The 13,519-nt window shown below is 71.4% G+C and carries 9 protein-coding genes and 1 tRNA gene; 3 read left to right on the plus strand and 7 right to left on the minus strand.

From position 1 onward, the window contains the following. Positions 1-185: hypothetical protein (locus PPSIR1_RS47410; protein ID WP_157595231.1), on the minus strand; the 185-nt coding region annotated here is incomplete at its 3' end. 301 nt (positions 186-486) lie between these two features. On the opposite strand from PPSIR1_RS47410, the gene PPSIR1_RS05690 reads away from it, so the two are divergent. Continuing rightward, on the plus strand, positions 487-2,190 hold the full coding sequence (locus PPSIR1_RS05690) for a porin family protein (protein WP_006970042.1): 1,704 nt from the start codon (positions 487-489) through the stop codon (positions 2,188-2,190). Positions 2,191-2,317: 127 nt separating this feature from the next. Further along, a complete protein-coding gene (locus PPSIR1_RS05695; RefSeq protein ID WP_157595232.1) occupies positions 2,318-4,546 on the plus strand; it encodes a tetratricopeptide repeat protein in 2,229 nt (742 codons plus the stop codon). Between the two features lie 58 nt (positions 4,547-4,604). On the opposite strand, the gene PPSIR1_RS05700 is transcribed toward PPSIR1_RS05695, so the two are convergent. Continuing rightward, a tRNA-Cys gene (locus PPSIR1_RS05700) sits at positions 4,605-4,676 on the minus strand. 169 nt (positions 4,677-4,845) lie between these two features. Then, positions 4,846-5,631 carry a coiled-coil domain-containing protein gene (locus PPSIR1_RS47415; RefSeq protein ID WP_157595233.1) on the minus strand — a complete coding sequence of 262 codons (786 nt, stop codon included), beginning with the start codon at positions 5,629-5,631 and terminating at the stop codon, positions 4,846-4,848. A gap of 472 nt (positions 5,632-6,103) precedes the next feature. On the opposite strand from PPSIR1_RS47415, the gene PPSIR1_RS05710 reads away from it, so the two are divergent. Next, on the plus strand, positions 6,104-7,135 hold the full coding sequence (locus PPSIR1_RS05710; RefSeq protein ID WP_006970046.1) for a threonine aldolase family protein: 1,032 nt from the start codon (positions 6,104-6,106) through the stop codon (positions 7,133-7,135). A gap of 75 nt (positions 7,136-7,210) precedes the next feature. Here the strand turns inward: PPSIR1_RS05710 and PPSIR1_RS05715 are convergent, their stop codons facing one another. The 4 genes from PPSIR1_RS05715 to PPSIR1_RS05730 form a co-directional block, all read right to left on the minus strand. After that, positions 7,211-8,914, minus strand: a complete 1,704-nt coding sequence (locus PPSIR1_RS05715) for a GYF domain-containing protein (RefSeq protein ID WP_006970047.1) — start codon at positions 8,912-8,914, stop codon at positions 7,211-7,213. A gap of 544 nt (positions 8,915-9,458) precedes the next feature. Beyond that, positions 9,459-10,742: an adenylosuccinate synthase gene (locus PPSIR1_RS05720; protein WP_006970048.1), complete on the minus strand. Its 1,284-nt coding sequence runs from the start codon at positions 10,740-10,742 to the stop codon at positions 9,459-9,461. Positions 10,743-10,807: 65 nt separating this feature from the next. After that, complete coding sequence (locus PPSIR1_RS05725; RefSeq protein ID WP_006970049.1) at positions 10,808-12,136, minus strand: ATP phosphoribosyltransferase regulatory subunit; 1,329 nt, start codon at positions 12,134-12,136, stop codon at positions 10,808-10,810. Between the two features lie 34 nt (positions 12,137-12,170). After that, positions 12,171-13,508 (minus strand): DUF1015 domain-containing protein, encoded by a 1,338-nt coding sequence (locus tag PPSIR1_RS05730; RefSeq protein WP_006970050.1) that lies wholly within the window; start codon positions 13,506-13,508, stop codon positions 12,171-12,173. Positions 13,509-13,519 lie beyond the last annotated feature (11 nt).

Raw genomic sequence — 13,519 nt, forward strand, 5'->3', positions numbered from 1 at the left:
GGCGCGGGCGTCTGCGCCTGCGCCTGCGCCTCAGCCTTTTGCGTCGGGCTCTTCTTGCGGGTGAACAGCTGAATCAGCGCTGCCTGGACGATTTCATCGGGGGTCACGCCCCGACGCTTGGCCAGCGCTTCGACACGCTTCCAAATGTCGTCTCGGCACTCGAACTGGTGGACCGTCTTGCTCATGCCGTCCTGGGGGCCCGAGGTCGGGCCGCACTCGGCGACCCGGATGGCCGCGCGAATGTGGCTCGATCCTAGGTCTTTGTTTGCCGGGGGGTCAACGGGGATCCCCACCTGACCTGTCGCGTCCCTCGCGCGAGGTCGAGCCGAACTCGGCGAGACAGGCTATGCTCCGCCCGTGTCCGACGACCGAGGCCGGAGCATCGATCGTCAGCGATCGAAGCCGCGATCTGGCCGACGTTCGTTCGGGCTGGCAATCGGGCGCCGCCGTTTTCAACCAGCTTTCGACGGCCGCGACCCTGCACGGGTGAGCCCCCTCGCCGCGCGTTGGAGCGCCCCCCTGCTCGCGGCCTCGGCCTTGCTGGTGCTCGCGCCCACCCAGGCCAACGCGGCCCCAGGCGTCGCCAACCGCCTCGGAGGCGCGAACGCCCAGGGGCCAGCGACGCCCTCGGTGACCGGCATCTACCACAACCCGGCGATGCTCGGATTCCTCGACGGGCTGCACTTTCAGGCCACGCTGCGCGCGGGCGTGGAGCACCTGAACGTCCGGCGCTTCGGCACCGACCCGAGCACCGGCGAGCCGACCAGCAGCCTCGGCGGCCCGGTGAACCTCGCCAACCCGACCTTCGACTACTTCGTCGGCGCGAGCTTTCTCCTCGACCCGATTGCGATCGGCGCGGCGGTGCACACCTACGACAGCCGCTTTCGCATCCGCAGCAACCCCGCGCTCTACTACCACCTCGTCGGCGACGACGACTTCGGCTGCCAGCTCGACTCCGGCCAGATCTGCCCGACCGTGCGCAGCGGCGGCATGGTCGACATGCGCACGGACTTCGACCTGTCCCTGGCCTGGAACGCGACGCCGTGGATGAGCGTCGGGGCCACGGTCCACTTCCCGCGCCAGCGCACCTACCTGGCCCAGGACGTCGACTCGGCCCTGACCGGGGTCAACTCCGACACGGGCTGCGCCCCCGGGGTCGACCCCGTCGAGGACCCCGAGTGCGCCGAGCGCCTGGCCTTCCGCGGCAACACCCGCCTGCGCCTGTTTGGCCTGCGCGAGGTCCCCTCGACCCGCCTCGACTTCGCCCTGACCGCCGGCGTGGCCTTCGACATCCGCGAGACCGTGACCCTCGGGATCCGCTACCGCACCCAGCCGCTGCTCGAGGGCGGCGAGCTCACGGTCAACGGCGAGGCCGCGGTGTGCCTGCCCGGCTACGCCGCGCGCAACGACCTGCCCGCGTGTGAAGTCGCCACGCCCGTGACCGCCACGCTGACCGAGATCGTCCCCCGCGAGCTGGCGATCGGCGCGGCGGGGAACGTCGGCAACTGGCGCCTCGACGGCAACCTCTACTGGATCGATCGCTGCCCCGGCGGGATCCCGGGCCGGGGCTGCGCCAACCGAGACCGGCGCCTCGTCGAGCTCGTCGGCCTCGACGGCGACGCCTCCACCCTCCCCGACGCGACCTTGTACCGCGGCTACCAGGACCTGTTCGGCGGGGAGCTGTGGGCGCGCTATCGCCTCGACGACATCATCGGCGCCAACCTGCCTTACTTCAAAGTGCTGTGCAGCGGCTCGGAGGTCGACCCCGAGACCGGCGAGCGCGTGTCCTGCGTGCCGCGCATGGATCTGCTGCTCGGCGCGGGCTTGATGTCGCCGGGGGTCCAGCCCGAGTCCCTGAGCCCGGCCTACCCCGACGGCTGGACCCTCCAGGCCACCCTGGGCACGAGCTTCAACCTGCCCAGCCGCAACGGCGTGTGGTCCCTGGTCCCGGCCTACGGCGTCGACTTCCTGGCGCCCACGCGGGTCGGATCGGGGGGGCGCGATCCGGCCTACAGCCCCAGCGCCGCGGTGGCCTTCGAGCAAGGCGGCGCGGACATCAACGACCCCTCGGCCGACGCCGTGCTCTCGGGGCGCGCGCGCCCGACCAACGCGGGGCGCTACACCGGGGCGGTGCACACCCTGATGTTTGGCCTGCGCTGGTCCGAGCGGAGCCCCGACGGCCTGCTCTGACGCCAGATCGAGCTCCGAACGGGCCCGAGCGGAGTAGAGCCTTCGCGCCCCTCGCCCATGTGGGCAGGTTTTGAACTGCCTCACGCGCGCTCTGGCTCGGGCCGGATCGGGCCCGTACACTGTCCGGGTGCCTCGCTGGCCTGTCCTTCTCCGCCGCGCCCCCGTCTTGCTCTCGCTGGCCCTGCTGACGGCGTCGGCCTGCGTGGGGCCGCAAAAGGGCAAACTCGAAACACCGAGCCTCGAAGCCCCGGCCCAGCTGAGCGACCTCGACGACTTCGCGGCCGCGCGCAACGCCTTCGCGCTCATGCCCGTGGGCGACCCCCAGCGCGCGGCCCTGCGCGAGCAGCTGCGCGACTACGTCGTCGGCTACGTCGACGAGGCCCTGGGCCAAGACCGCAGCGAGGCCGCCATCGCCGGCCTCGAGCAGCTGTGCGAGCTGTGGACCGCGAGCGAGCTCCAGCAGCCCCGCCCCGACCCCGCCATCGCCGAGCTCGCGGGTCGGGTCTACGCCTCGGTCGCGCCCGCCGGTGACGAGCACTCGGCCCTGCTCGCCCTGGCCCTCCAGCAGCACTTCGGCGACGCCCAGACGAGCGCCGAGGCCGAGGCCGGCTACGCCCAGCTCCAAGACTGGATCGAGCGCAGCGAGGGCTTCACCGGCGACCCGCGCTACGGCGCCCTGCTCGACCGCCTGCTCGAGGACGCGTCGAGCGTGTTCCCCAGCCCCTTCCTGACCCGCGAGCTGACCGGCAGCTACCTCGCCCAGTTCCGCCGCGCCCAGACCGAGGGCGTCAGCGACCCGCGCACGGCCTACACCGGCTACCTCGTCGCCCGGGCCCACCTGCGCGCCGACGATCCCGCGGCGGCCGTCGCCGCCATGGAGCAGATGGAGATCGACGAGGCCGCCGAGGCGCTGCGCGAGCTGATCCGCGACGCGACCCTGGGCGCCGAGCCCTCGCCCCCCGACATCGCCCAGCTGATGCGCGAGTTCCTCCCGGCGCCGGACCACCAGCTGCCGCCGAGCATCGTCCGCCAGAGCTGGGGCATCGTCGACAACCTCGCGCGCATGGCCCTGGCCGACGCCCCGGACGACGCGCCCGCCCACCTGGCCCGGGGACGCGTGCTCCGCTACCGCGGCCTGGTCCCGGCGGCCATCCTCCACTACGAGCAGGCCTTCGCCGCCAAGGGGCCGGCGACCGATCGCGAAGATCTGCACCTGGCCTGGTCCGAGCTCGCCGGCCTGCTCCAGCTCGAGCTCGAGGACGCCGTGCGGACCACCCAGGGTGACCCCGAGGGCGACGCCCAGGTCGACGCCGCCCTCGAGCGCGTCCAGGGCTTCCACGAGCGCGCCGCCAAGGCCTGGCCGCTGCGCCCGGTCAGCCCCGGCCTCAACGTCGCGTGGATGACCGTGGCCCTGCGGGACTTCGATCGCGGGCGCCCCGACCAGGCCGAGTCCCTGCTCAGCCAGGCCGTGCAGCTCGAGCCCCACCCCCTCGCGCTTTCGCTGCTCGGGACCATCGCCCTGCGCCGCGGGCAGCTCGAGGTCGCCCGGGACCGGGTGTCGAGCATCTCCGAGCTGCCCTTCCCGGACCAGCTCGACCGCTACGACTGGCAGATCCAGAGCCAGATGCAGCTCGCCGAGATCGAGCGCTTCGCCGACGACCCGGGGGCCAGCGTCGAGCACCTGCGCGAGGCCCTGCGCCAGCTCAACACCCTCATCGCCTACCCCGGCCTCGCCGCGCCCCAACGCGTCGACTACCTGACCCGCCGCGCCCAGGTGTTCTTCGCCCTCGGCGAGCTCGAGCTGGCCATGAAGGACTTCCGCGCGGCCCACAACATCGCCCCCGGGCGGGCCTCGACCTACTCGCCCGTGCTGATCTTCGCCGTCACCCACGGCCACCTCGGCCAGGCGCGCGAGATCCTCAGCGCGGCCCTCGGCTCCGAGGGCACCGACGACGAGCTCGCCGTGTACTACGCGCTGTGGGTCATCGATCTGTGCGCCCGCCAGGGCGCGCCCGCGCCCGAGGACGCCCAGGCCCACCTCGCCGCCCTCGTCGAGAACCCCGAGAGCGATCCCTGGTCGCAAACCCTCGCTCGCCACGGCCTCGGCCAGCTCGACGGGGACGCGTTGATCGCCGCCGCCGGCCAGACCCGCCAGCGCTCCGAGGCCTTCTTCTACGCCGGGCTGCAGCGCTGGCGCGGCGGCGAGGCCGAGGCGAGCCTCGAGCTCATGCGCAAGGTCCTCGAGGCCCAGATGATCGGCGACTTCGAGTACGAGATGGCCCAGAGCTACCTGCGCTGGCAGGAGCTGCCCAAGGCACCCCGCGCCGTCGAGATGGCGACCCCGCCCGCGCCCTGAGCGACCCAGCCGGCTCTGCCAACCAAAAGCGAGAGGGACTCGATGGAGTCCCTCTCTCAGGCACGGGCCGGAATCGAACCGGCGAATGGAGCTTTTGCAGAGCTCTGCCTTACCACTTGGCCACCGTGCCGGGTGCCCCGCGGGGGACGGACGAACTAACACGGCTCCCCAAGGGCCGCAAGAGCCTTTTTACAGCTCCGCCTTCGCCCCGAGCTCGCGGACTGAGGGCGGCCAACCAAAAGGACGAGCGCCCGGGGAGCGAGGCTCCGCCAGGCGCTCGTTCGTGGCGCGGGCGCGGCTCAGAGATCGAGCGGGTTGCCGTTGCCTCCGCCCAGCTGCAGGGCGTCCTTGCGCTTTTTGGTGACCGGCTTCTTCTTGGTGCTCGAGCCACCGCCGCCTCCGCCACCGCCCTTGCCCTTGCGCTTTTTCTTGAGCGCGGCCTGCTCTTCTTCGAGCTTGGCCTGCTCGGCGAGCAGGGCTTGGCGCTCGGCCTCGGTCTCGGCCTTGCCCAGCTTCTCCTCGAGCTCCTTGGCCTTCTTGTCGAGCTCCTCCTGCTTGGCCTTGAGCTCCGCGGCCTCCTTCTCGGCGGCAGCGCGAGCGACCTTCTCCTTCTCGAGCTCGGCCTCGCGGGCCTTCTTCTCCTGGGCGATGCGGTCCTTCTCCTGCATGTTCTGCCACAGGAAGTAGGCGCCGACGCCGAGGCCGATGGCGAGGACGCCCGCGGTCGCGTACAGCCAGTAGGGCGTCTTCTTGCGCTCGGCCATCTTGACCTGCGCGTCGAGCCGCATCTGCTCTTCCTTCAGGCGAGCCTCTTGCTCGGCGCGGCTGCGGGCCTCGGCCTCGGCGACGCGGATGCGCTCCTCTCGTTCCTTGCGCTCCCTCTCCTCTTGCTCGAGGCGGAGGCGCTCTTCTTCTTCGCGACGGACGCGCTCTTCTTCTTCGCGACGGATGCGCTCTTCTTCTTCGCGCTTGCGGCGTGCTTCGTCTTCGACGCGCTGTTGCTCATCGGCGACGTCTTGCACGCGCTGGGCTTCGAGGTTCTTGAGCTCTTCGAGCGCGATCAGAGCAGAATTTTCTCGTGACATGATGCTTGGCTCCCTGGTCCGGGCGACGTGGTGCTGAACGTTGCGGCTGGCTGGTGTGAGTCGAGTCGTCCGTGTACGAACCGTGTGAAAAAGGTACGGGCGGGCACGAACTTTTTGGCCAACGCGCGACCTCGAAGCGAGGTCTACCCCCCGCGGTCTGGCCCGAGCTCGACTCTTGCTCCACCAAAATGCCGAAAATCCTCGACTTTTGCCAGCACTACGTCGGCGCCTCGACGTGGCCAGCGCGCCCCCTCCCCTCGGCGTGGGACAGGGTGTCAGGGCTTCGACGAAAACGGAGCGCTAGCGCATCTTCGCGCGAGATTGAGCACGACTCGAGGCTGCTCTCGTGCCCTCGCCTCGCGCCTCGATGGACGCCGCGGCGGCAGCCCTCGAGAATCTCCGAGGGATCTCTCCCGCGGCGCGACACCCACGCACGCTGTCGAGGTGCAGGGCTGGGCGGTACAACCCGAGCGTGGACCAGACGCCCGCGATCATCGACCTGCGCAGCGACACCGTGTCCAAGCCGACGCCCGCCATGCGCGAGGCCATGGCGCGGGCCGAGGTCGGCGACGACTGCTACGGCGACGACCCCTCGGTGATCGCCCTCGAGGCCCAGGTGGCCGAGCGCCTCGGCAAGGCGGCCGCGCTCTTCGTGCCCACGGGGACCATGGCCAACCAGCTCGCCGTCAGCGGCCAGACCCGACCGGGGGAGGCCATCGGCTGCGTCGCCGAGGCCCACGTCCAGGTCCACGAAGACGCCGCCCATGCCCGCATCTCGGGGGTTCAGGCCTGCTCCCTGGGCAACCGCCGCGGCTTCGAGCCCGCCGATCTCGAGGCCCGGATCCGCGAGGAGAGCTGCGGCTGGCCGCGGCTGAGCCTCGCGTGGATGGAGAACACCCTCGGCCTCGCGGGCGGGCGCTTGTGGCCGCTCGAGTCCATGACCGCGATCGGCGAGCTCGCCCACCGCCACGGTCGACGCGTCCACCTCGACGGCGCTCGCTTGTGGAACGCCCACGTCGCAACGGGCGTGCCTTTGGCCGAGCTCGCCGGACCTGCCGATAGCGTGACGGTGTGCATGAGCAAGGGCCTGGGCTGCCCCGCCGGCTCCCTGCTCGTGGGCGACGCCGAGCTGATCGCCGGGGCCCGCGGCACCCGACACGCCTTCGGCGGATCCATGCGCCAGGCGGGGGTCCTCGCCGCCGCCGGGCTCCACGCCCTCGAGCACCACATCGATCGCCTCGCCGACGATCACCGCCGCGCCCGTCGGCTGTGGGACGGTCTGCGCGCGCTCGACTGCTGGCGCGCCGTCGAGCCCGAGACCAACATGGCGATCTTCGAGCTCGAGGCTGGCCGGGACGCCGAGCAGCTGTGCGCTCCTCTGCGCGAAGCCGGCGTGCTCTGCTACCCAAACAAGTACTCCGAGATTCGCCTCGTCGTGCACCTGGGCATCGACGACGCCGCCGTCGAGGCGGTCATCGAGCGCGCCCGCCGAGTCCTCGCCTAGCGCAACAAGACCAAAGCAAGAGGGCCGCCTCTCGGCGACCCTCGCTCTTTGTTGGGGAGCCAGGCTCCCCGCCGCTCACATGCGGAAGTTGTAGGTGAAGCCCTGCTGGTCCGCCTGGAACTTGGGGAACTTCGCGCCCTTGGCCGCCGAGGCGACGCAGGAGCCGAGGGGCTTGCCAGCGTGCTCGCCGACGGCGGTGGCCGAGACCACGGAGCCGCTCGAGCCCTTGACCGAGAACTTGATGCCGACCTTGGTGCCCGGGGCAGCGCCGTTCTTGGGACCGCAAGCCTTGGCCGCCGCCTTCACGCCGCCGACGCCCTGCTTGATCTGCGTGGCGCCGAGCTTGGCGGGCAGGCTGGGATCGGCCGCGGCCTTTTGCGAGCCGCCGCCACCACCACCGCCGCCGCACTTGGCGAGCTTGGGGTTCAGGAGACAGTCGACGTCGGGGTCCTGGCTCTTGGGCTTCTTCTCGGGCGTGGGCGAAGCGGCCTTGGTGTCGCCGCCCGTGCCCCCAGAGGTGGCCTTCTTGGTCGACTTCTTCTTGGACGACTTCTTGGTCGGGCCGGCCTCGCCGCCGGTCTCGCCGGCGGTCTCCTCACCGCCGGTCTCGGCGGCTTCCTCTTCCTTGCCCTCGTCCTTCTCTTCGTCCTCGTCCTTGTCTTTGTCCTCGTCGTCGTCCTTGTCCTTGTTGTCCACGGACCCGGGGGCGATGACGGTCTTCTCGATGATCTGCGGCGTGTCGTCCTTGAGCATCACCATCGCGCCGAGGCCGAGGAGGCCGAGGAGCAAGATGGCGATGAGGATGTACATCGGCGCGTTCGAGCGCTGAGGAGCGGGCTCCGGAGCGGCCGCGGCCGGGGTCTCCGTGACCAGGGGCTCGACGGACAAGCCACCGAGGCCGCCGCCGCCGAAGGTCGGCAGCGCGTCCTCTTCACCGCCGCCGCCGCCACCGAGGCCGCCGCCGACGTCACCGTCGCCGCCCTGGGCCTCCATCATCGCGCCCATGGCACGGATGTCGATGAGGCCGGAGCCCTCGGAGGCCGGAGCCGTCGTCGACGGAGCCGAGCGGACCGGGCCCGCGCTGGCCGGCTTTTGGGCCGAGGCCATGGCCTTGAGGCTGTCGAGGGAGAACAGCACGGAGTTTTCGTTGCGCTGACCGGTCAGCGAGCTGACCCGAGGCGAATCCTCTGCGTCGGGCTCGGCTGCTGCTGCTGCCGGAGCGGCTGCTGCTGGCGCCGCGGCCGGAGCCTCGTCACCGCCACCGAAGCTGCCTGCGCCGCCACCGAACTCGCCGCTGCTGGCCGCGAAGGCATCGTCGGCGCCCGAGCTGGCGAAGGGATCGTGGTCATCGCCACCACCGACGGCAGCCGCTGCTCCGACAGCCGCTGCAGCGCCTGCTGCAGCCGCTACCGCAGCGCCACCGCCCGCCTCACGGTCAGGCAGGTTGGCGAAGGCCTCGATCGAGCCAAGCTCGACCCAGTCCTCGAAGCCCTCCTGCCAAACGGAGGTCGACTTGTCGACCTCGCCCGCGTCGTAGCGACGACGGACCTCGTCCTCCGAGATCGGACCGATGGTGTCACCGTCGATGGCGAGGTGCCAACCGGGCGGCTCCTCCGAGGGCGCGGGCTCGCTCGCGGCCGCGTCGGCCCCGGCTGCCGCCTTGTCTCGGACGATGATGACGTTGCTGCACTTCTTGCAGCGGATCTTGAAAGTCTTCCCGCGGACCTTCTCGTCCGCGATGGAGTACTTCGCTCCACATTTGTCACATTCGATTCTCACGACAAAACCTCTGCCTGCCTCGACGGCTCGCTCTCGCGCCTTGGGTCTCTGCTCACCGCATCGGAGCACGCACCAGCCGCGCGAAGGCTCTGCCCTCGCCCGTTGCGGTGTCCGAGCGTCATGGGCGAACTCGCTGAGGGGATATCCGTCCGCGAGTCGGGAAACCTTAGAGTTCGCGTCATGGGGGGTTCGTGCATGCGGCCGGAGAGGGGTGGGTTGGCACCCCGATCCCTCGCCGACGGGGCGCCAGTATATGGAACCAAGTGTTCGCGCACAACCGGGATGAACGCCGTCGCCGCCGACCCGTGCGGTGAATACGCAACTTCGATTGAAGGACGTTGCAAGCGAGTCACTGGCGAGAAACGCCCTCCTGGACGGACGGCCCCCCTACCCCGCTCGCCGCCTCGGTGGTGCGCGCCACGGCCCGGGCACCGCGCCCACGGAAAAACCCGCGCTCGAGCCACCAACGCCGTGGATGGACTCGAGAACGCGGGTTCTCGCGAGGATTTCCTCGACGACTCGATCGGCGACCGGGGCACCGTCCTCAGAACGCGTCGCGCAGACGAATGGTCTGGCCGCGCTCGGGACCGACGGAGATCATGGTGATCGCCACACCCGTCGCCTCGGCGATCTTGTCGAGGTAGGCGCGAACCGGACCGGGCAGGTCCTCGAGGGCGCGAGCCTTGTTCACCCGCTCGGCCCAGCTTGGATCGCCCCAACCCTCGATCGCCTCGTAGACCGGGACGGCGCGGTCGAAGCCGTCGCGCCCGGGGTCGACGTTGTCGGCATAGGCGACGCAGACCTCGGCGCGGGGCAGCATGGCGAGCACGTCGAGCTTGGTGACGACGAGCCCGGTCAGGCCGTTGCGGCGCGCGGCGAGGCGCAGCGCCGGCAGGTCGAGCCAACCACAATCGCGCGGCCGCCCCGTGGTGGCGCCGTACTCTCCCCCCGCCTTGCGGAGGGCCTCGCCGGCCTCGCCCTCGAGCTTGGTCGGGAAAGGACCGGCGCCGACGCGGGTGGTGTAGGCCTTGGTGATGCCCCAGACGCCCTCGATCAGCGTCGGCCCGATGCCCAGGCCCGTGCACACGCCGCCCGCGATCGTCGACGACGAGGTCACGTAGGGGTAGGTGCCGTGGTCGACGTCGAGCAGCGCTCCCTGGGCGCCCTCGAACAACACGCGCTTGCCCCCGTCGATGGCGTCGAGGGTCTCGGCGCTCGCGTCACAGACCATCGGCCCGAGCCACTTGGCCCACTCGGCCGCGCGCGCGACCAGGGCGTCGACGTCGATGGTCTTGCCCTGGCCCAGGCGGGCGAACTCGGGCTCGAGCACGCGCTTGTTGAGCTCGAGGCGGTCGCGCAAGCGCGCGGGATCCAGCAGGTCGCGGACGCGGATGCCCCGGCGGCCGACCTTGGCTTCGTAGCACGGCCCGATCCCGCGGCGGGTGGTCCCGATGCTCTTCGAGCCCGAGGTGTCCTCGCGCAGGCCGTCGAGCTCGCGGTGGAAGGGGAAGATGACGTGGGCGTCGTAGGACACCCGCAGCTCGTCGTTTTGGAGCAGGCCCTGGCTGCGAATCTCCGCGATCTCCTCGGCGAAGACCTCGGGATCGATGACCATCCCCGCGCCGAGCAGGCAGCGCGTCCCGGGGTAGGTGCAGCCCGAGGGCACGAGGTGCGTGACGATCTTCTTGCCGTCGACGACCAGGGTGTGGCCCGCGTTGTTGCCTCCGGCGAAGCGTGCGACCAGGTCGGCCTCGGCCGCGAGCACGTCGACGACCTTGCCCTTGCCCTCGTCGCCCCACTGGGCGCCGACAACTGCCAGGGTGCTCATGCTCCCGCCTCCATGTTGATGCGCGTCGTCATGTTCGACTCTCTCTTCCTGAACTCGGTGAACTCTCAGCTCGGCTGTTGGGACCAGCCCTCGGCGCCCTCGCGCCAGCGCTGCACGCTGCCGTCGCTGGCGAACCAGACCAGGCCCTGCGCGCCGCGGCGGCTCGCCTGGCGCAGGGCCGACTCGACCTCGGCGACGGCGCAGATCCACGCGCGCTGGCCATCGCGGCGCAAGCTCGCGGCCAGCTCGGCCGCGCGAGCCCGGCGCTGCCCCGCCCCGCTCGGCTCGCCCGGCTGGACCGCGAGCATGGTCGCCGGCGCGGCCGCGTCGGCCTGCCCGGAGTCCGCGGCCATCAGCGCCTCGTCGAGGGCGTCGAGGTCGATGGCCAGGCCGCTCGCCGGCAAGGTCGCGCCGTAGCGGGTCAGCATGTCGTCGTAGCGACCGCCGCGGACCACGGGCTCGCTCGCGCCCGGGGCCCACACGCGCATGCGCAGGCCGGTGTAGTAGTCGAAGCCTCGGACCTCGCCGAGATCCACGAGCAGGCGCTCGGCGACGGCCGGGGTCTGGCGCTGGACGACCTCGACGACGGCGCGCAGCTCCTCGAGGGCCGCCCGGGCCTCACCCGCGTCGACGCCAGCGAGCAGCTCGCGGGCGCGGTCGAGGATGGCCGGGGGGCCGTAGAGCTCGCACAGCTCGGCCACGGCGTCGACCTGCGCCGGGGCGCAGCGCGAGCCCAGCAGGTCGACCACCCCGCCGCGATCCTTGCGACCCAGGCGGGCGCGCAGCTCCTTGGCGACGGCCTTGGGCAGGTCCAGGCCCGCGATCAGCTTGCGGCCCACGCCCGTGTGCGAGAGATCGAAGCGGTGGGCCGTCGAGCCCAGGGCCGACAGCGCCTCGTCGGCCAGGCCGATGAGCTCCGCGTCCGCCCACGGGGTCTGCTCGCCCACGCACTCGACCCCGACCTGGTGCAGCTCGCTGCGATCGTGGCGGCCGTGGGGCAGGCGGACCGAGGTGGCCGCGTAGCACAGGCGGACCTGATCCCCGGCCTCGACCTCGCCGCCGACGCGCTGGGCGATGACCCGGGCGATCTGCGGCGTGACGTCGGAGCGCAGCGCGACGACGTCACCGGTCCCCGCCTCGATGAAGCGGACGCAGCGCTCTGCCATGTCGGCGCTCAGGCCCCGGGCGTGGACCTCGAAGTACTCGAGCAGCGGCGGCGTGATCTCGCGGTAGCCCCAGCCCTCGAACACCCGCAGCAGGCGCTCGCGGTTGCTCCGGCGTCGGCGCGAGGTCGTGGGCAGGAGGTCCCGGGCGCCGATCGGCAGCGGGTTGAACACGCTGGTGTCGACGACCGCCGAATCCCAATCGTAATCGTTGAGCTCGTCGCGGGTCATGTCGGCCTCCGGGGGTGCGTCGCCGTCCCCGAGCTCAAGATTCCCGACCGATGTCGCGGAACACCAGGCCGGTGGGGATCTTGGGGAAGAAGAAGGTGCTCTTTTGCGGCATCACCTCGCCGCTGTCGCACACCGCGACGACGTCGCGCACCGGGGTCGCGTTCATGTAGCAGACCAGCTGGACCTCGGGCGCGCCCGCGGCCTCGCCCCCGTCGCGGCCCACGGCGACGGCCTTGTCCGTGGACTTGTAGTAATAGAGGTTGGCCTTCGCCGCCTGGGCCTCCTTGGTGATGCCCAGGGCGCGCTCGAGCACGAGCTCGTGGAGCAGCGCGACGTCGAGGCGCTGCAGCGCCGGGACCAGCTCGCCCAGGCCCGCGGCCGCGGGGTCGAAGTCCTCGCGCAGGGTCAGCACGGTCAGCTCGCCCGATCCGGGCAAGGTCAGGCCGAAGGTCGCCCGCTCGTTGGCGGCGGCGCAGGTCGAGATCAGCACCTCGCGCAGGTCGGCGCTGGCCGAGGGCATGGCCTGGACCTCGACGTCGAAGTAGGGGCGCACGGCGTCGACGACCGCGCCCAGGTCGACGCCCTCGAGCCCGTGGACCAGGCGGTGGGTGGGCAGCACGACCAGGCCCTCGTCGTCGAGGTTGCTCAGGTAGATCATCCCCCACTTCGCCGGCTCGCCCCGGCCCGCGGCCTCGAGCTCGTCGCGGAAGGTGCACATCGTTTCGTAGCGGTGGTGGCCGTCGGCGATGTAGATGTTCTCGTCGGCGAGCACGGCCGAGAGCGCCGCGCAGGCGTCGGGGTCGCTGACGCGGAACAGGGAGTGCCCCACCCCGTCCCACTCGACCTCGAGCACGGGCTCGCCCATGGCCGGGGCCAGCACGGCCTCCCAGCGGCGGGCGGGGTCGGCGAACATGCCAAACACCAGCTCGAGGTGGGCGTCGCAGGCCCGCATCAGCTCGAGGCGGTCGCGCTTGGGGCCCGAGAGCGTGCGCTCGTGGGGCAGCACCGGGCCCTGGCCAAAGCGGGTCAGCTCGATGAGCCCGACGAAGCCCTTGCGGACGTAGGTCTGGCCCTCGGACGTAAAGCGCTGGTGGTAGACGTAAAAGCTCGGCTCCTCGTCGTGGACCAGGGCCTCGTCGATGAGCTTGCGGAACGCGGCGGCGCCCGCTTTGTACTTGGCGAGGGGCTCGCCCTCGGTGCCCGGCGCGGCCACGGGCAAGATGACGTGGGCGCAGTTGTGGGGCGAGCGCGCGGCCAGCTCGGCGCGGCCTGCATCGTCGACGACGTCGTAAGGCGGCGCGAGCAAGTCGGCGGGGTCACCGGCCCTGGGCAAGTCATAGCGGAGTCCCTGAAAGGCGCGAATCCGGGCCATCAGCGCCCCTA

Origin of the sequence: Plesiocystis pacifica SIR-1, from assembly GCF_000170895.1 — a bacterium.
In the GTDB taxonomy this organism is placed as follows: domain Bacteria; phylum Myxococcota_A; class Polyangia; order Nannocystales; family Nannocystaceae; genus Plesiocystis; species Plesiocystis pacifica.

Coding starts and splice junctions, on each gene's coding strand:
- PPSIR1_RS05725 (WP_006970049.1), bottom strand. CDS start 12,136: ATGACCCGCGACGAGCTCAACGATTACGATTGGGATTCGGCGGTCGTC.
- PPSIR1_RS05720 (WP_006970048.1), bottom strand. CDS start 10,742: ATGAGCACCCTGGCAGTTGTCGGCGCCCAGTGGGGCGACGAGGGCAAG.
- PPSIR1_RS05730 (WP_006970050.1), bottom strand. CDS start 13,508: ATGGCCCGGATTCGCGCCTTTCAGGGACTCCGCTATGACTTGCCCAGG.
- PPSIR1_RS47415 (WP_157595233.1), bottom strand. CDS start 5,631: ATGTCACGAGAAAATTCTGCTCTGATCGCGCTCGAAGAGCTCAAGAAC.